The sequence below is a fragment of the Mesorhizobium delmotii genome (genome assembly GCF_900149755.1).
GTDB classification, from domain to species: Bacteria; Pseudomonadota; Alphaproteobacteria; order Rhizobiales; family Rhizobiaceae; genus Mesorhizobium; species Mesorhizobium delmotii.
This window is the reverse complement of record NZ_FUIG01000013.1, coordinates 782,546-800,302: the sequence shown is the minus strand read 5'-3', so window position 1 is coordinate 800,302 and position 17,757 is coordinate 782,546. Positions and strand designations below refer to the sequence as shown.

The 17,757-nt window shown below is 62.9% G+C and carries 14 protein-coding genes; 4 read left to right on the top strand and 10 right to left on the bottom strand.

The window, feature by feature from the left end; translation table 11 throughout:
• Window positions 1-263 precede the first annotated feature (263 nt).
• From BQ8482_RS05320 to BQ8482_RS05310, 3 genes are read left to right on the top strand one after another with little or no spacing between them, the layout of a single operon-like run.
• Entirely contained in the window at window positions 264-3,197 is a 2,934-nt protein-coding gene (locus tag BQ8482_RS05320; RefSeq protein ID WP_123146553.1) for a molybdopterin oxidoreductase family protein, read from the top strand.
• Window positions 3,194-3,928, top strand: a complete 735-nt coding sequence (locus BQ8482_RS05315; protein ID WP_123146552.1) for a 4Fe-4S dicluster domain-containing protein — start codon at window positions 3,194-3,196, stop codon at window positions 3,926-3,928. Before BQ8482_RS05320 ends, BQ8482_RS05315 begins: the two co-directional genes overlap by 4 nt.
• Before the next feature lie 11 nt (window positions 3,929-3,939).
• Window positions 3,940-4,875, top strand: coding sequence for a dimethyl sulfoxide reductase anchor subunit family protein (locus BQ8482_RS05310; protein ID WP_123146551.1), 936 nt, complete (start codon window positions 3,940-3,942; stop codon window positions 4,873-4,875).
• A gap of 6 nt (window positions 4,876-4,881) precedes the next feature.
• On the opposite strand, the gene pdeM is transcribed toward BQ8482_RS05310, so the two are convergent.
• The 5 genes from pdeM to BQ8482_RS05285 all read right to left on the bottom strand — a co-directional run bounded on the left by pdeM (window position 4,882) and on the right by BQ8482_RS05285 (window position 11,027).
• Entirely contained in the window at window positions 4,882-5,598 is a 717-nt protein-coding gene (pdeM, locus tag BQ8482_RS05305; protein WP_123146550.1) for a ligase-associated DNA damage response endonuclease PdeM, read from the bottom strand.
• Window positions 5,595-8,117 carry a ligase-associated DNA damage response DEXH box helicase gene (locus BQ8482_RS05300; protein ID WP_123146549.1) on the bottom strand — a complete coding sequence of 841 codons (2,523 nt, stop codon included), beginning with the start codon at window positions 8,115-8,117 and terminating at the stop codon, window positions 5,595-5,597. The genes pdeM and BQ8482_RS05300 overlap by 4 nt, the downstream gene beginning before the upstream one ends.
• A 233-nt stretch (window positions 8,118-8,350) precedes the next feature.
• Complete coding sequence (locus BQ8482_RS05295; RefSeq protein WP_123146548.1) at window positions 8,351-9,211, bottom strand: C40 family peptidase; 861 nt, start codon at window positions 9,209-9,211, stop codon at window positions 8,351-8,353.
• Window positions 9,212-9,241: 30 nt separating this feature from the next.
• Window positions 9,242-9,592, bottom strand: coding sequence for a MarR family winged helix-turn-helix transcriptional regulator (locus BQ8482_RS05290; RefSeq protein WP_123146547.1), 351 nt, complete (start codon window positions 9,590-9,592; stop codon window positions 9,242-9,244).
• Between the two features lie 70 nt (window positions 9,593-9,662).
• Window positions 9,663-11,027 carry a leucyl aminopeptidase family protein gene (locus BQ8482_RS05285; RefSeq protein ID WP_123146546.1) on the bottom strand — a complete coding sequence of 455 codons (1,365 nt, stop codon included), beginning with the start codon at window positions 11,025-11,027 and terminating at the stop codon, window positions 9,663-9,665.
• A gap of 123 nt (window positions 11,028-11,150) precedes the next feature.
• Between BQ8482_RS05285 and BQ8482_RS05280 the strand changes: the two genes are divergently transcribed.
• Window positions 11,151-11,972 (top strand): tetratricopeptide repeat protein, encoded by an 822-nt coding sequence (locus BQ8482_RS05280; RefSeq protein ID WP_123147396.1) that lies wholly within the window; start codon window positions 11,151-11,153, stop codon window positions 11,970-11,972.
• A 113-nt stretch (window positions 11,973-12,085) separates the two neighbouring features.
• Here BQ8482_RS05280 and BQ8482_RS05275 read toward each other — a convergent pair whose 3' ends face one another.
• Genes BQ8482_RS05275 through BQ8482_RS05255 form a run of 5 tightly spaced genes read right to left on the bottom strand, consistent with a single transcriptional unit; the run spans window position 12,086 to window position 17,754 of the window.
• A complete protein-coding gene (locus tag BQ8482_RS05275; protein ID WP_123146545.1) occupies window positions 12,086-13,102 on the bottom strand; it encodes a type II secretion system F family protein in 1,017 nt (338 codons plus the stop codon).
• Window positions 13,103-13,114: 12 nt separating this feature from the next.
• Entirely contained in the window at window positions 13,115-14,128 is a 1,014-nt protein-coding gene (locus BQ8482_RS05270; RefSeq protein WP_123146544.1) for a type II secretion system F family protein, read from the bottom strand.
• Between the two features lie 29 nt (window positions 14,129-14,157).
• A complete protein-coding gene (locus BQ8482_RS05265) occupies window positions 14,158-15,663 on the bottom strand; it encodes a TadA family conjugal transfer-associated ATPase (protein WP_123146543.1) in 1,506 nt (501 codons plus the stop codon).
• Between the two features lie 29 nt (window positions 15,664-15,692).
• Complete coding sequence (locus BQ8482_RS05260; protein WP_208867595.1) at window positions 15,693-16,976, bottom strand: CpaE/TadZ family protein; 1,284 nt, start codon at window positions 16,974-16,976, stop codon at window positions 15,693-15,695.
• Window positions 16,977-17,010: 34 nt separating this feature from the next.
• Complete coding sequence (locus BQ8482_RS05255) at window positions 17,011-17,754, bottom strand: CpaD family pilus assembly protein (RefSeq protein ID WP_123146541.1); 744 nt, start codon at window positions 17,752-17,754, stop codon at window positions 17,011-17,013.
• Window positions 17,755-17,757 lie beyond the last annotated feature (3 nt).

Here is a 17,757-nt window from a genome sequence, read left to right as displayed (position 1 = left end):
GAAATTCGATTGGAATTACAAGAGCAACTTGTTAGACGGATCGATTGCATTGTTCTAATTTTCCGGACGAAGTTGGAAAAAAATCGCGGCCAACCTGCAACGGGTAGAAAAGTGATCGGGCGGTTCAAATCCTTGTTTGCCTATTGGACCCGCGGTCTGCGGCGTCGGCTTGCCGGCAACCGTTATCATCCGGAAGAGCATTACATGCGCGGCCCCGGGCCGAAGACGAGAGCCAAATTCGCAGACCGCAAAAGCACCGGATCATGAACCACGGACCGTTGCGCGGCGCCAATTCCGCACCGTCCCAACGGTCGCTTGCCGACACGCGCGCGCCCGACGAGGGCGATGGCGTCGATACTTCGCCCGATATCTCCGACAGCATCGCCAAGACCACCTGCTACATGTGCGCCTGTCGCTGCGGCATCGACGTCCACATCAAGGACGGCAAGGTCCGCTACATCAACGGCAACAAGGACCATCCGGTCAATCGCGGCGTGCTGTGCGGCAAGGGCAGTGCCGGCATCATGCAGCACTACAGTCCGGCCCGGTTGAAGAAACCATTGCTGCGCACAGGTCCGCGCGGCTCGGGAGAATTTCGTGAGATCGAGTGGGAGGAGGCTTTCTCAATCGCGACGGAACGACTTTCGAAAATCTGCCGGACCGATCCGAAGAAACTCGCCTTCTTCACCGGGCGCGATCAGTCGCAATCGTTGACCGGCTGGTGGGCGAGCCAGTTCGGCACGCCGAATTTCGCCGCCCATGGCGGCTTCTGCTCGGTCAACATGGCGGCCGGCGGGCTCTATACGATCGGCGGTTCGTTCTGGGAGTTCGGCGAACCCGACTGGGACAATACGAGATACTTCATGCTGTTCGGCGTTGCCGAGGACCATGATTCCAATCCGATCAAGATCGGTCTCGGCAAGCTCAAGGCGCGCGGCGCCAAGGTGGTCTCGATCAATCCGTGCCGCACCGGCTACAACGCCATTGCCGATGACTGGATCGGCATCCGGCCCGGTACCGACGGACTGTTCGTGTTAGCCCTCATCCATGAACTGCTGAAGGCCGGCCGCGTCGATCTCGATTATTTGCTGCGCTACACCAATGCTCATGTCCTCGTCATCCAGGAGCCGAATGCTGCCGACGATGGGTTGTTCGCACGCGACGGAAACGGCAATCCGCTGGCTTGGGACTGGGTGGCGAAAGTGCCCGTCAGCGCCACCGATACCGATGCAAAACCGGCGCTGACCGGCAACTTCCAGGTCGATGGCCGCCGCTGCGTTCCGGTCTTCCAGCTCGTCGCCGACCGCTACCTGCACGAGAGCTATTCTCCCGATGCGGTCGCCGAACGCTGTGGCGTTCCCGCCGACACCATCCGCCGGATCGCCGCCGAACTGGCGCATGTCGCCTTCGAACAGGCGATCGAACTGCCGGTGGCGTGGACCGACTGGGCCGGGCGCCGGCATGAGACGATGAAGGGCCGGCCGGTGTCGATGCACGCGATGCGCGGCATCTCGGCCCATTCGAACGGGTTTCATAGCTGCCGCGCCATCCACCTGCTCCAAGTACTCCTGGGTACGGTGGACGTGCCCGGCGGATTTCGCTTCAAGCCGCCCTATCCGCGGTCGGCGCCGCCGGGGCCGAAGCCGGCGGGCAAGGACGTCAGGCCGATGACGCCGCTCCAAGGCATGCCACTTGGATTCGTCTGCGGCCCGGACGATCTGCTGGTCGACGACGTCGGCACGCCGATCCGTATCGACAAGGCCTATTCCTGGGATGCGCCGCTGGCAGCACACGGGCTCATGCACACGGTCATCCGTAATGCCTGGGCCGGCGATCCTTACATGATCGATACGCTAATGATGTACATGTCCAACATGGCCTGGAACTCGTCGATGAACACCGTCGAGACGATGGCGATGCTGACCGACAGCGACGAGGCCGGAAACTACAAGATCCCCTTCATCATCTATTCCGACGCCTATTATTCCGAGACCGTGCCGTTCGCCGATCTCGTGCTTCCCGACACGACCTATCTCGAGCGTCACGACTGCATCAGCCTGCTCGATCGGCCGATCAGCCATGCCGACGGCCCGGGCGACGCCATCCGCCATCCCGTCGTCGAGACGGATCGTGACGTCAGGCCATTCCAGACGGTGCTGATCGAGCTCGGCGCGCGCCTCGGCCTGCCCGGCTTCGTCGACGACGACGGTTCGGCCAAATACCGCGACTATGCCGATTACATCGTCAATCATGAGCGCACGCCGGGCATCGGCCCGCTCGCCGGCTGGCGCGGCAAGGACGGAACATCGATCGGCAAAGGCGAGGCCAATCCTGATCAGCTTCAGCGCTACATCGACAATGGCGGCTTTTGGCATCATGATTTTGCGGACGACCAGCGCTACTACAAGATGGCCAACCGCTCCTATCTCGACTTCGCCGAGAACATGGGCTTCATCCCGAAAGCCGAGCCGATCGTCTTCCAGCTCTATTCGGAACCGATTCAGCGGTTCCGCCTCGCAGCGCGCGGCCATGGGCGGGTGCTGCCGCCGGAGGCGGAGCGCACCCGCATCGAGACTTATATGGACCCGCTGCCGTTCTGGTACACGCCCTTCGAGGAGGCGGCTGTCGACCTCGAGAAATACCCGCTGCACGCGCTGACCCAGCGGCCGATGCACATGTATCATTCCTGGGGCTCGCAGAACGCCTGGCTCAGGCAGATCACCAGCCAGAACCGGCTGTTCGTGCACAACCGGACCGCCGCCGGCCTCGGCCTTGTCGACGATGACTGGGTGTGGATCGAGAGCATCAACGGCAAGGTCAAGGGACAGATCAAGCTGGTCGACGGCGTCAACGCGGATACGGTTTGGACCTGGAACGCCATCGGCAAACGGCGCGGCAGCTGGGGGTTGAAGGACGACGCCGCCGAATCCAACCGTGGCTTCCTGCTCAATCACATTATCGGCGACCAGACCTCTGCCGATGCCAATGATAAACGCTACTCGAATTCCGACCCGGTCACCGGCCAGGCGGCATGGTTCGACCTGCGCGTCCGCATCGTCAAATGCGCGGCTGAAGAAGCCGGCTTCACCGAGCCGCAGTTCGAGCGCTTCCGGCAGCCGCCGCATTTCGAACCCTCGCCCGACAAGCTCAGTTTCGGCGCCGAGTTTCGCCGGGAAAGAGAAGCCGCCAGACCATGACCTGTCTCCCCGCCCATACCGACAAAAAGCTCGGCCTCGTCATCGACCTTGACACCTGCGTCGGTTGCCAAGCCTGCGTTACCGCCTGCAAGGAATGGAACACCGGCGGTCACATGGCGCCGCTGACCGACATCGATCCCTATGGCGGCGATGTCGACGGGGTCTGGTTCAACCGCGTGCACAGCTATGAGCACATCACCGAGATGGGTGGGCGGACGGTCAATTTCCCACGCTCCTGCCTGCATTGCGAGACTCCGGCCTGCGTCACCGTCTGCCCGACCGGCGCCTCCTACAAACGGGCTTCGGACGGCATCGTGCTGGTCGACGAGGACAAGTGCATCGGCTGCAAATTATGCAGCTGGGCCTGCCCCTATGGCGCGCGCGAATTCGACACCGATGTCGGCGTGATGAAGAAATGTACGTTGTGCGTCGATCGCATCTACAACGACAATCTGGCGGAAGAAGACCGCGTGCCGGCCTGCGTCGCCGCCTGTCCAACCAGCGCGCGGCATTTTGGCGATCTCGGCGACCCGGCGTCGGCGATCTCGCAACTGGTGGCCGAGCGCGGCGGTGTCGACCTGATGCCCGAACTCGGCTATCACCCGACCAACAAATATTTGCCGCCGCGCGCCCACACGCAGCGTGCGGCATCGGTGCCGGCGCCGGCGCTCGAACCGGTGCAGGCCGAAGGCGGTTTCCTCGGCTGGGTCGACCGCATGCTTTCGCACTGACCAGCGCCTCCATGCATCCAGCCTTCTCCGTCGTCTTTTTCACCACCGCCACCGGCGCCGGTTACGGCCTGCTCGCGTTGCTCGGCTTGCTGGCCGGACAAGGGTTTGTCCCGCCCGATTTCTGGCTCGGCCTCGTCGGCATGGGCCTGGCGCTCGGCCTGATCTCGGCCGGCCTGTTGTCGTCGGCCGGCCATCTCGGCCGGCCCGAACGCGCCTGGCGGGCATTTTCGCAATGGCGCAGTTCGTGGCTGTCACGCGAAGGCGTCGCGTCGGTCGCGACCTTCGTGCCGGCGGGACTGTTCGCCATCGGCTGGGTGTTCCTCGGCCGCACAGACGGCTGGGTGGCCGTCGCCGGGGTGCTGGCTGCGGTCAGCGCGGTCGCTACCGTCTGCACCACCGGCATGATCTATGCTTCGCTAAAGCCGATAGCCCAGTGGCACAGCCGGTTCACTCTGCCCGGCTATCTGATCTTTTCGGCGATGAGCGGCAGCGTGCTTCTCAACGCGCTGCTGCATGGTTTCGCCATCGGCTCGACCATCCTTCTGGCAGGTTGCATGCTGCTGACCTTGCTCGGCTGGGGCTGGAAGGTGGCAACCTGGCGATACAATGACGGGCTGGAAATGCCGACCAACGCCAACACCGCGACCGGGCTTGCCGGCGGTACGGTGCGGTCGCTGGAATGGCCGCACACCGAGGAAAACTATCTGCTCAAGGAGATGGGCTTTCGCGTCGCGCGTAAGCACAGGGCGCGGCTGCGTCAGATCACTCAAGTTCTGGCCTTCGCTCTGCCCGCCCTGCTGCTGGTTGCCGCGTTCTCCTTGCCATGGCCCTACGCGGCGGTGCTGTCGACACTCGCCGCAATCGTCCAGTTCGCCGGCATGCTGGTCGAGCGCTGGCTGTTCTTCGCCGAAGCCAAGCACACCGTCACCCTCTACTATGGCAGGTAGAGCAGCTCAGCCTGGCCTGAGCATCGAGCGGGAAATCGCGAAGATGCGCTCAGCGCCGAGCATATAGGCCATCAGCGTTTCGCGGCGGAACAGCCCGGCATAGGCGCGGTCGAGCACATTAAGCGAGCCGGTATAGGCGCCGAAAGCCGGCATGATCATGCGGCCGCCATCGCCGGCAAAGCAGCGTCGCCGCACCGAGCGGCCTTGCTGCACGATGCGGGCGCAAGGGTGCAGATGGCCTGATATTTCGCCTTCCACTCTCACTGCCGAAGGCTCATGCCGGAATACCAGAGAGCCGATGGCCAGCTCGCGCACCGTCTCGCCAGGCAGGTCGGCCGGTGCATCGGGGTCATGATTGCCAGCAACCCAGAACCAGTCGCGACCGGCCATCAGTGCCTCCAGCCGTTCGCGAAAGCTTGAGTGCATGCGCGCCGCGCCGCCACCATCATGAAAGCTGTCGCCGAGGCTGATGACGATCGCAGGCTGGTAGTCGGCGATCACCGCCTGCAGCCGGAGCAATGTCGCACCCGTGTCATAGGGCGGGATCAACGTACCGCGCCGGGCCAGCGACGAGCCCTTTTCCAGATGCAGGTCGGAGACAGTCAGCAGCCGAAGCTCGGGAAAATAAAGCACGCCGCGCCGATCGCAGATCACGCGCTCGCCGGCGATGCCGATAGAGTCGGCGTCCGCCAGGGGCAAAGTCGTGGCCAGCACGCGCGTCATTTCGTCCCCATGGCCTCCTCGACCAGCGTTGCCGCATCCATCAGCAGCGTATCATCGGCCTCGCCATGCACCGGCATCTTGCCGATCTCAAGCATGATCGGCACGGCGAGCGGCGAAATCTGTTCGAGGTTCTTATGCACGATTCGTCCCTGGATGCGCGAGAGCATCTCGGCAAGTCTACTGACATCCAGCAGGCCCGTGGCCGCATCGGCACGCGTCGCCTGCAGCAGGATATGGTCGGGCTCATGGCTGCGCAGAACGTCGTAGATGAGGTCGGTCGAGACGGTGACCTGACGGCCGCTTTTCTCCTGGCCCGGATGACGTTTTTCGATCAGTCCCGAGATGAGCGCGCAATTGCGGAAGGTGCGCTTCAAGAGCCAGCTGCCGGCCAGCCAGGCTTCGAGATCGTCGCCCAGCATGTCCTGGTCGAAGAGCGCGGCCAGCGACGGTTTCTTCGCCCTGAGCATCCTGCCCATATCGGCCAGCGACCATATGGCAAGTGCATAGTCGGTGGCGACGAAGCCGAGCGGCCTGGCTCCCGTCCTGTCGAGCCGGCGGGTGAGCAGCATGCCAAGCGTCTGGTGCGCCAGCCTGCCCTCGAACGGATAGGCCACCATATAGTAGCGGTTGCCACGCGGAAAGGTCTCGATCAGCAGGTCGTCGCGTTTCGGCAGCACCGATTTGTCGGCCTGGAAGCGTAGCCAGTCGGCGACCTGCTCCGGCAACTTCTTCCATCGCTGCGGGTCGTCCAGCATGATGCGGACCTGTTCGGCAAGGTAGGTCGAAAGCGGGAATTTGCCGCCGCCATAATAAGGCACCTTGGCGTCGCTGCCGGGCGCATTCGAGACGAAGCACTCATTCTCGCGGATGCCCTCGAAGCGCAGCACCCTGCCGGCGAACATGAAGGTATCGCCATGCGTCAGCGTTTCGAGGAAGGCCTCCTCGATCTTGCCGAGAACGCGGCCGCCGCGCGACGCGGACCCCTTGCTGCCGGCCTTGATATAACGCACGTTGAGCGCCGGCACCTCGATGATGGTGCCGACATTCAGCCGGTACTGCTGGGCGATGCGAGGATTGGACACGCGCCACAGCCCGTCCTTGTTCAGGCGGATGCGGGCGTAGCGCTCGTAGTTCTTCAGCGCATAACCGCCGGTGGCGACGAAGTCGATGACACGATCGAATGTCGGCCGCTCAAGACTGGCATAGGGCGCAGCCGTTCGCACTTCCTCGAACAGGTCATCGGCATGAAAAGGCGCGCCGCAGGCGCAACCCAAAACATGCTGCGCCAGCACGTCGAGCCCGCCATTGACCAGGGGCGGCGTGTCCTGGGCGCCGAGATAATTGGCGTCGAGCGCCGCCCGGCATTCCAGCACCTCGAAGCGGTTGGCCGGAATCAGGATCGCCTTCGATGGCTCATCCATGCGGTGGTTGGCGCGGCCGATGCGCTGCGCCAGCCGGCTCGCACCCTTGGGAGCGCCGACATGCACGACCAGGTCGACATCGCCCCAGTCGATGCCGAGGTCGAGCGTCGACGTGGCGACGATGGCGCGCAGCGCGTTTTCGCCCATCGCCTTTTCGACGCGCCGGCGCTGGGCGACGTCGAGCGAGCCGTGGTGCAGCGCGATCGGCAAAGTGTCGTCATTGACCCGCCACAATTCCTGAAACAACAGCTCGGCCTGGCTGCGCGTGTTGACGAACAGCAGGGTCGTCTTGTGGCGCTTGATCTCGCTATAGATCTCCGGCGTCGCGTAGCGGGCTGAATGTCCGGCCCACGGCACATGCTCCTCCGAGTCAAGAATGGAGATCTCGGGCTTGGCGCCGCCGGTGACGACGATCAATTCGGCCATGCCGCCCGGTGGATTCTGGCTGACCAGCCAGCGCCGCAATTCGTCCGGCTCGGCGACCGTCGCCGACAGGCCGATCGTCTGCAAGCCGGGAACAAAGGATCGCAAACGCGCCAGCCCGAGCGACAGGAGATGCCCGCGCTTCGACGTCACCAAAGAATGCAGTTCGTCGAGCACGACATAGCGCAGTTCCTCGAAGAAGCGTCTGGCGTCGGGCGCAGCAATCAGCAGCGCCAGTTGCTCGGGCGTGGTCAGGAGGATGTCGGGCGGCACCAGCTTTTGGCGCTGGCGCTTATGCGAGGGCGTGTCGCCGGTGCGCGTCTCGATGGTGACAGGCAGGCCGATCTCTTCGACCGGCTTGCCGAGATTGCGCTCGATATCGACAGCCAGCGCCTTCAGCGGCGAGATGTAGAGCGTGTGGATGCCGCGACGCGCCTGCCCCGGCTTTCTCCCTGGCCGCCCGGCCAGCTCGGTTAGTGAAGGCAGAAACCCGGCCAGCGTCTTGCCGGCGCCGGTCGGCGCGATCAGCAGAACCGATTGCCCGGCTTGGGCAGTCGCCAGCAATTCTATCTGGTGGGCGCGCGGCGACCAGCCTCTTTCCGCAAACCATTTGAGGAATGGCTCGGGCAAGTGAACGGCGGCATTCTGTTCGGCGAGACGCGGCTGCTCTGTCACCCGCCAGAGGTAGCGCGGCGGCGCGCGATCGCCAAGCAGAATCGGAACAAAAGGTGATCATTTTCTTTCCTTCCCCCTTTGTGGGGGGAAGGTGGATTGGCGCGTTAGCGCCAAGACGGATGAGGGGTGTTCCAGCTTGGCGCCAACTTACCCCTCACCCGGATTGCCAACCGATTTGTGAAGGACAAATCGGGGCAATCCGAACTCTCCCACAGGGGAGAGGTAAGGATGCCCTAAGGCCGCCGGAACCCTGTCGGCCCGCCATAGAGATAGCCGATACGAGCGACGGCTTCCTTGAACCCTTCACATGAGACCAACATGGTGTGGCCGTTGGCGTGGATCATGGTCTCCGGGTCGGTCATAACAGCAACATGGCCTTTCCAGAACACCAGGTCGCCGCGCCGCAACCCGGCGAAATCCGGCCCCGGGTCGAGCGGCTCACCGATGGTCGCCGCCTGCATGTCGGAATCGCGCAGCACTTGCCTGCCGGCCATGTGCATCGCCAGTTGCACGAGACCGGAGCAATCGATGCCGAAGCCGGAGGCGCCGCCCCACAGATAGGGCGTGCCGAGAAAGGTTTCCGCGACCGCGACGTAGTCGGCAGCCGGCTCTCCCACAGGCCTGAGATGGCCCGATATGACCGCCTCGCCGGACGGCAGCAGCGCATAATGCGTGCCGCGGGTTTCTGTCGCGCCCGCCACCGTCACCGCCGATCCCATCGACAGGTGCCTACTCAGCGGAAGCCGCAAATCCGGTCCGGGATAGAGGAAAGTACGCGGCACGGAGACGACATGGGTTGGCGCATGGTCCCGCGCGCTTAGCACGGTATCGGCGACATAGCCGACATAGCCGTCGCGTTCGGCCTGGATCCAGGCCCAGCCCTCAGCGTCTTCGAAGACGAGGACATCGTCGCCGAACAGGGCTTGCGTGTTGACGCCGGCATCCGGCCGCGGCGCCTTGCGGACATCGGCAACGGAAGCGGCGATACGCGCCGGCCGTCCGGCGACAAAGCGATCGGCGGCGACCTCGCCTTTCAGCCTGGCATCGGCGAGATCGGAACGGAAGGCGTGAAGGCGGGCATCCCTGGCGGTCAAATCGGCAACTCGTTCAGAAGGGCGTTTCGGTCAGATGGGCAATTCCTGGGCTCTGGCGATGATAACATCGCCGAAGCGCTCGACAAAGAGAGCACCTTCTACGGTTCGCTTGACTAGCACGTTGCGCTTGTCGAGCTCATCGCGATGGCGCGACACCAGCTTCAGTGCGCCCATCGTGTCGAGCGCGCGGGTGATGACCGGCTTGGTGACATTGAGGCGGGCGGCGAGCCCGCGCACCGTGTGCGGCGGCGGATCGAGATAGATGGTGAACAGGATCGCTGTCTGGCGCATGGTGAGGTCCGGTGCGTCGTCGCGCACCTGAGACAGCATCACCTGCTGCCACAGTCGCAAGGCCTGGCTCGGGCGCATCGAAATCGACATCCGGCTAGCATGGCGGAAAATTGTTTCGGTTCCGTTTCAGTCTCGATACCTTCCTGTCGGACCGCTAGCGTCAGGCGTAGCGTTTCGAGATGACCCTTTCCAGCGCGCGGATGCCTTGCGCCTCGCCGCCGACGAGACCGTACGGACGATCGAACGGATTCCACGCGAAGATGTCAAAATGCGCCCAAGCGGCGGTCTTCTCGACGAAGCGCTTCAGGAACAGCGCCGCGGTGATCGAGCCGGCGAAACCGTCTGACGTGACGTTGTTGATGTCGGCGATCTTCGACGACAACTTTGCGTCATAGGGTTTCCACAGCGGCATGCGCCATAACGGATCCTCGACCGCGGCGGAAGCCTCCGCCAGATCGGACGCCAGCGCTTCATCACCGGTGTAGAAAGGCGGCAGATCGGGACCGAGCGCAACGCGAGCAGCCCCCGTCAAGGTCGCCATGTCGATCAGCAGCTGCGGCTCGTCGTCGTCTGCCAGCGCCAAAGCGTCCGCCAGCACCAGCCGTCCCTCGGCGTCGGTGTTGCCGATCTCGACGGTGATGCCCTTGCGGCTCACCAGCACGTCGCCGGGCCGGAAGGCGTTGCCGGCGATCGAATTCTCGACCGCCGGGATCAGCACACGCAGCCGGACTTTCAGCCCGGCGGCCATGATCATCGAAGCGAGGCCCAATACGTTGGCCGCGCCACCCATGTCCTTCTTCATCAGGAGCATGCCCGAGGACGGCTTGATGTCGAGGCCACCGGTGTCGAAGCAGACGCCCTTGCCGACCAGCGTCACCTTCGGCGCGTTCTTCGGTCCCCAAATCATGTCGATCAGCCGCGGTGCACCGACGGAAGCGCGGCCAACGGCATGGATCATCGGAAAGTTGTTCTTGAGCAGATCGTCGCCCTTGGTCACCGACACTTCGGCCTTGTACGTCCTGGCCAGCGTCCGCACCGCTTGCTCCAGCTGTTCAGGTCCCATGTCGCTGGTCGGCGTGTTGACCAGATCGCGCGTCAGGAAGACGCCATCGGCAGTTCGGCGAACACGCGCCGCGTCGGCGCCGGACGGCAGCGAAAAACGCAGCGCCTTGCCGGGTTTTTTGCCGTAGCGGGTGAAGACATAGCCGCCGAGCGCCAGTGCGACGGCCACCAGTTCCGGTTCGGCGGGTGCCGAGGCGAAATGCCAGTCGCCTTCGGGCAAGGCTCTCGCCAGCGCACCGATGGCAAGCGCGCCTTCGCCATCGCCCGTGCCGAACAGGGCGCCGGCAAGCGTGCCGTTTTCGTCGGGTAGGATCAGCGTCCTGCCGGCCTCACCGGAAAAGCCGTTGGCCTTGGCCCAGGCGAGCGAGGACGAGGCAAGGCCCGCTGCATCCAGTCTATCCTTCGCCACCAGGTGAACCGGCAGCGTGGTCTTCAGTTTTCCCTCGATGAGTTCCACTGGCATTCGATGGCCTCCGGCTTCCGAGTCGGCGCTTTTTTAACTGTCCGTTAGGGTTAACAGAATATTTCTGCGGGAGGGAAGATGGCCATGTAATGGCCACGTACACGAATGGAGGCCCTGGTGCAGATGCCGACCAACCGCATGACGAACGCCACGGGGAAGCGGCTGATCACCACGGCGCTCATAATAGCGCTCGCTGCAAGCGTTGCAGGCTGCGGGACCAGCAAGTTGATAACCGGCTCGATCGGACGCACCAGCGGCAAACCCTTGGAAACCATGTCGGCCGGCGAGTTGCACAAGGCGACGATCGCGCTCGGTCAGTCCTACGCCAAGAACCCCAACGACAAGCGGATCGCGACGAATTATGCCGCGGCGCTGCAAATGGATGGCGACGCCGACCAATCGCTCGCCGTGATGCGCAAACTGGCGATCGCCCTGCCGAAGGACCGCGACGTGCTCGCCGCCTATGGCAAGGCACTGGCCGCCAATGGGCAGTTCGAGCCGGCGCTCGACGCGGTGCGCCGCGCGCAGACACCGGAATATCCCGACTGGAAGCTGGTGTCGGCGGAAGCGGCGATTCTCGACCAGCTTGGCCAGAGAGACGAGGCGCGCCAGAATTACCGCAAGGCGCTTGACCTCAAGCCGAACGAACCTTCGATCCTTTCAAATCTCGGCATGTCCTATGTGCTGGAAGGTGATCTGCGCACGGCTGAAACCTATATGCGCTCGGCCGCCCAGCAGCCGAACGCCGACAGCCGCGTCCGCCAAAACCTGGCGCTGGTCGTCGGTCTGCAGGGCCGTTTCGACGAGGCCGAGAAAATCGCTTCTCAGGAGCTCTCGCCCGACCAGGCGCAGGCGAACGTGGCTTACCTTCGCCAGATGCTCGCCCAGCAGAACGCCTGGAGCCAGCTCAAGGACCAGGACAAGGCAAAGCCTGCCACCAACTAACTACGCCGGCTTTGCTTCGAACCGCCAGTTCCTCAACTCATCGACATGCTGGAAATACAAAGCCGCGTTGCATCAGCACCGCGGCTTTCGCATGTGTTGTCGCCTTGGCGAGGCTATTGGCTGCTCGATGTCGGCTGGTCGCCGAAGATGCCGCGCTGGCTCACCTGGATACCGGCGGGGCCCAGGATGATGGCGAACAGCACCGGCAGGAAGAACAGGATCATTGGCACGGTGAGCTTCGGCGGCAAGGCGGCGGCCTTCTTCTCGGCAGCGTTCATGCGCATGTCGCGGCTTTCGCCGGCAAGCACGCGCAGCGCGTGCGCCACCGGCGTGCCGTAGCGCTCGGCCTGCACCAGCGCCTGCGACACCGACTTAACCGATTCTAGGCCGGTGCGGCTTGCAAGGTTTTCGTAAGCCTGCTTGCGTTCCTGCAAGTAGGAAAGCTCGGCATTGGTCAGGATGAACTCTTCGGCAAGTGCCACCGATTGCGTGCCGATCTCGTCCGCGACCTTGCGAAACGCCGCCTCCACCGACATGCCGGATTCGACGCAGATCAGCATCAGATCGAGCGCGTCCGGCCACGCCATCTGGATCGACTGCTTGCGCTTGGTGGCGCGGTTGTTGACATAGAGCACCGGCGCGTAAAAACCGGCATAGGCGACGACGATACACACGAACAATTTGATGAGAGGCGGCTGCTCCGGCAAACCCCCGAGCACGAACAGATACATCGCTGCCAGGGCAAAGCCGACAAAGGGCAGGACCAGACGGAAGAAAAGGAAACGCGTCAGCGGATTCTGCCCGCGAAAGCCAGCCACCTTGAGTTTCTGCAAGGTGCCTTCATCGGCCAAGGCGCGCCTCAGGTCCAGCCGATCGACAATATTGCGCATGCCTATCGACTGTTCCTCGCGCAGGCCCTTGCGGCGGCGATCGGCCTCGACGGCAAGCCGCGCACGCTGCTTGGCGCGCAATTCGTCGCGCTCCAGCGCCACGGATTTCATGCGCGCCTTGAGCTGGTTTCCGCCAAAAGCAGGCAGCAGCGTGAAGACGGTCGCAAATACCGCGATGCCGACCAACAAGGCAATCAGGAACGCCGGGTCGGTAAGGGTCTTGACGACGTTCTCAGTCATACGCTCGAAATCCTAAACTTCGAAGTTCATCATCTTGCGCATCACCAGGATGCCGATCGACATCCAGGCCGCCGAGCAGCCGAGGATCAGATTGCCGACGCTGGTGGTGAACAGAGGCATGATGTAGTTCGGGCTTGTCAGGTAGACGAGAAAGGCGACAACGAACGGCAACGCGCCGATGATCACGGCGGACGCCTTCGCTTCCATGGACAGCGCCTGGACCTTGGCCTTCATTTTCTTGCGGTCGCGAAGCACGCGCGAAAGATTGCCCAGCGCCTCGGAAAGATTGCCGCCGGCCTGGGACTGGATCTGGATGACGATGCCGAAGAAGCTCGCTTCCGTGCACGGCATCGTTTCGGCCATACGCATGCTGGCGTCGGGAATCGACAGCCCCATCTGCTGCGAATCGACGATGCGGCGGAACTCGGTCTTGACCGGTTCAGGGGCTTCGTTGGCGATCAGGCGGACGGCGTCGTTCAGCGGCAGGCCGGATTTGACTGCACGCACGATGATGTCGAGCGCGTTCGGAAATTCGTTGAGGAACGCCTTCACCCGGCGGGCGCGGCAAAACGAGACGAACCAGCGTGGCAGGCCGAGGACGCCGACCAGCAGCGCACCGGGCAAGACATAAAGCGGCGCGCCGGTAAAATAGGCAAGAAACGTCAGGACGACGCCGCAAACCGCCGAGTAGAGATAGAAGCGCTCAAGCGACATCTTCATGCCCGCCTGACGAATCTGGGCCTTCAGTGGCGGCTTTTTGACGACACTCTGGTTGGTTTTTTGCTTCTGTTCGAGGTCCTTCAGTGAATCCTGAACCGATTTGCGCCGCTTGGCCGCTTCCGCCACGCGATCGCGCGAGGCCTTGACGACGGCGCCATCCGTCTCGGCGGTCTTGATCGTTTCAAGCCGCCTGCCGACTTGCTTCTCGGTGCTGATCTGGTTGAACAGAAAAGCATAGGCCACCGCGCCGGCGCTGAAGCCGGCGAGCACGATGAATGCCAATACGATGCCGTCAATCCCGAACATTGACCTTGGCCCCTACGCCTCCAAATGCATCAGTCAGCGCGTTTCTCCATCGCCTCGAGCGCGTTGGCGAGGCGCTGTTCCTCGCCATAGTAACGGGCACGGTCCCAGAAATGCGGGCGCCCAATACCTGTCGACACGTGCTCACCCAGCAGCCTGCCATTCACGTCCTCGCCCTTTATGTTGTAGAGGACGATGTCTTGCGTGATGATGACGTCGCCCTCCATTCCAATCACCTCGGTGATGTGGGTGATGCGCCGCGATCCGTCGCGCAGGCGTGCGGCCTGAATGATCACGTCCACGGAACCGACGACGATTTCACGGACGGTTTTCTGCGGCAGCGTAAAGCCGCCCATCGCGATCATCGATTCGATACGGTTCAGGCATTCGCGCGGGCTGTTCGAGTGGATCGTGCCCATCGAGCCGTCGTGACCGGTGTTCATCGCCTGCAGAAGGTCGAACACCTCAGGTCCGCGTACTTCGCCGACGATGATGCGCTCGGGCCGCATGCGCAGGCAGTTCTTGACCAGGTCGCGCATGGTCACCTCGCCCTCACCTTCGAGGTTGGGCGGGCGGGTTTCAAGGCGTACGACATGCGGCTGCTGCAGTTGCAACTCGGCCGAGTCCTCACAGGTGATGACGCGCTCCTCGCGGTCAATATAATTGGTCAGGCAGTTGAGCAGCGTGGTCTTGCCCGAACCGGTACCGCCCGAAATGACGATGTTGCAGCGGACGCGTCCAATGATCTTGAGAATTTCGGCGCCGTGCGGCGAAATGGCGCCGAACTTGACCAGCTGGTCAAGCGTCAGCTTGTCCTTCTTGAACTTGCGGATGGTGAGCGCGGTGCCGTCGATCGCGAGCGGCGGCGCGATGACGTTGACGCGGGAGCCGTCGGGAAGGCGTGCGTCGCAGATCGGGCTCGATTCATCGACGCGGCGACCAACCTGGCTGACGATGCGCTGACAGATGTTGAGGAGCTGCTGATTGTCGCGGAAACGGATGCCGGTCTGCTCGACCTTGCCGTTGACCTCGATGTAGACGTTCTTGGAACCATTGACCATGATGTCGGCGATTTCGTCGCGGGCGAGCAATGGTTCCAGCGGCCCGTAACCCAGCACGTCATTGCAGATGTCCTCGAGCAGTTCTTCCTGCTCGGCGATCGACATCGCGAAATTCTTGATCGCGATGATGTCGTTGACGATGTCGCGGATTTCCTCGCGTGCGCTTTCGGGATCGAGCTTGGCGAGCTGCGACAGGTCGATCGTGTCAATGAGCGCGGAAAAGACCTGGCTCTTGGTATCGTAGTAGGTTTCGCTCTTTTGGCGCTGGACCTTTTTCGGCTCCGGCGCCAATGGCGGCGCCTCGACCGCACGGCGCACGGGCGGCGCGGCAGACGCGCCAAGCGACGGCGGCGGTGCGGGCTTGGCAAGAACCGACGTTTCTGCAGGGTTTGCCGCCGGCGCGGCAGGCGCAGGTGCCGGCTGACGGAATTCCGGGGTGAACCGGCTGCCGTCGTCGCTGCCTCTTTTACCAAACATGATCGACTACCAAATCCGCTCCGAAAGCATCACTTCTTGCTGCGCGAGAGCTTGCCAAGGAGATTGCCGAGGCCCGCTTTCTTTCTTGCCTTGATTTCGCTGCGCCCGGTCAGCACATGCGCAATCTCGTTGATCGTGCCTACAACCGGGTTCTTGGCATCCATTTCGCCGAGCATGCGCCCGTTGTTGGCGGCGTTTCCGAACAGCAGCGGCTCGAAGGGAATAACCGACATCGGCGACAGGCCGAGCGAGTCGGCGAAGTCGGATGACGTAATCTCCGGGCGCTTTGGCACGCCGGCCTGATTGATGATCAGCTTCGGCGGCGGATCGTTCGGGCGAACCCGTTTGAACATGTCGACCAGATTCTTGGTGTTGCGCAGATTGGCCAGTTCCGGCGTCGCCGTGATCACGATGTCGTCGGCCTTGACCAGTATGCTCTTGGTCCAGCCTGTCCAGACGTGCGGAACATCGAGCACCAGAAGCGGCACGCTGCGCTGCGCCGTGTCGATAAGTTGCGTGAAAGCGTCGGGATCGAAATCGTAGACCCGCTCGAGCGTTGAAGGCGCTGCAAGCAGCGACAGATGCTGGGCGCACTGGGCAAGCAGCCGATCGAGATAGACCTCGTCGATGCGCTCCGGTGAGAAAACGGCTTCGGCAATGCCTTGCGCCGGATCCTGATCGAAATTGATGTTGGCCGTTCCGAAAGCCAGGTCCAGATCGGCGACAACCACTTCGGACTTGAACAGCGACGACATCGCCCAAGCCACGTTGTGGGCAATGGTCGAGGAGCCGACGCCACCCTTGGCGCCGATGAAGGCGATCGAGCGGCCGATCGGCTCCGCTTCCGGATCAACGAAAATCGACGATATCACGCTGACGATATCGGCCATCGACACCGGCGCGATGACATATTCGGAAATGCCGGAGCGGATGAGCTCGCGATAAAGCCCAACGTCATTGTAGTGGCCGATGACCACGACCTTCGAGGCCGGATCGCAATATTCGGAGAGCTGCGTGAGCTGCTCCAGCAATTGCGTCGGCTCGCTGCGCGATTCCAGCAGGATCAGGTTCGGCGTCGGCGCCGATTGATAGAATTCGATGGCGGTGGCGATGCCGCCCATATGGACCTTCAGATGGGCCTTCGCCATGCGACGATCCTCGCCGGCGCGCTCGACCGGATTGGCAACGCCCTCGGTCTCGCAAAATGCCTGGATCGAGATGCGCGGAATCGGCCGCAACGCCTGCATGGCGGCGATGTCCTGCTGCGAGGTTTCGCCGCCATCTACCGCTGTGTCGTAGGCAAGATTGCTCATCGTCATTTCTTTCCGTGACTTGCGCGGCTCAAGCTCAAAACTCAACTTCCGAATTGCCGAGGAACTCTTCCGAAATGCCTCTCTGGCGGTAGACGTCGATCACTGCGCCGCGATTTTCCGCGTCGATATCGGATTGCTTGCGCGGTCCGAGCAGATCGGTCGGATTTGCCATCTGGGCGGCAAGATTGTTCTGATACGAGCAGCCGAAATCGGCATAGTGCTTGTTTTCCGAGGTCTGCAGCAGGTCTTCGGGCCAGCGCCCGCATCTGTCGGTCTGCGCCTTCACCGAGACATAGGCGACGCGGATCGGCGCCGACGCTTCGGCCGAAACCGACTGGTAGGTGGTCATGACGATCCGGTTCCGGCTGATGCCGCTGGCAATCGCAAGTCTGGCGAAATCGCGACCGGCCGCGGTCGCGGCGATCTCGTTGGCCGAACCGCTCGGGATCGAGATCGTCAGGGTCGGAGCGGCGCTCTTGTCATAGCCGTCCAGGAAGCCCAGAAGCGTGTCTCGCTGAGACCCGGTCATGCCGCGATCGCCGGCGCCGACCGGAAGGTCGATCTTCAGGTTCTTCTCAGCAATCACGATCGGATGGGTGGTGCGATAATCATCCGGGACAGCACCGACCGTGATGCTGTCCCGCTTGAGGTTGGCGCAGCCCGCCAGCAATGCCGCGACTGCAACCGCCAGGACCGGAAGGACCGACCGGCAGATCCGCGAACGGCCGGATCGTATCGCTGCGGTGATCCGCCTTGGCTTCAACGCTGACTGAGACATGTC

Bases quoted from the DNA above. Each gene is read 5' to 3' on its own strand.
- BQ8482_RS05315 (WP_123146552.1), top strand. From the start codon at position 3,194: ATGACCTGTCTCCCCGCCCATACCGACAAAAAGCTCGGCCTCGTCATC.
- BQ8482_RS05260 (WP_208867595.1), bottom strand. From the start codon at position 16,976: ATGAGCAATCTTGCCTACGACACAGCGGTAGATGGCGGCGAAACCTCG.
- BQ8482_RS05275 (WP_123146545.1), bottom strand. From the start codon at position 13,102: ATGACTGAGAACGTCGTCAAGACCCTTACCGACCCGGCGTTCCTGATT.
- BQ8482_RS05265 (WP_123146543.1), bottom strand. From the start codon at position 15,663: ATGTTTGGTAAAAGAGGCAGCGACGACGGCAGCCGGTTCACCCCGGAA.
- BQ8482_RS05255 (WP_123146541.1), bottom strand. From the start codon at position 17,754: ATGTCTCAGTCAGCGTTGAAGCCAAGGCGGATCACCGCAGCGATACGA.
- BQ8482_RS05280 (WP_123147396.1), top strand. From the start codon at position 11,151: ATGCCGACCAACCGCATGACGAACGCCACGGGGAAGCGGCTGATCACC.
- BQ8482_RS05285 (WP_123146546.1), bottom strand. From the start codon at position 11,027: ATGCCAGTGGAACTCATCGAGGGAAAACTGAAGACCACGCTGCCGGTT.
- BQ8482_RS05290 (WP_123146547.1), bottom strand. From the start codon at position 9,592: ATGTCGATTTCGATGCGCCCGAGCCAGGCCTTGCGACTGTGGCAGCAG.
- BQ8482_RS05320 (WP_123146553.1), top strand. From the start codon at position 264: ATGAACCACGGACCGTTGCGCGGCGCCAATTCCGCACCGTCCCAACGG.
- BQ8482_RS05310 (WP_123146551.1), top strand. From the start codon at position 3,940: ATGCATCCAGCCTTCTCCGTCGTCTTTTTCACCACCGCCACCGGCGCC.
- pdeM (WP_123146550.1), bottom strand. From the start codon at position 5,598: ATGACGCGCGTGCTGGCCACGACTTTGCCCCTGGCGGACGCCGACTCT.
- BQ8482_RS05270 (WP_123146544.1), bottom strand. From the start codon at position 14,128: ATGTTCGGGATTGACGGCATCGTATTGGCATTCATCGTGCTCGCCGGC.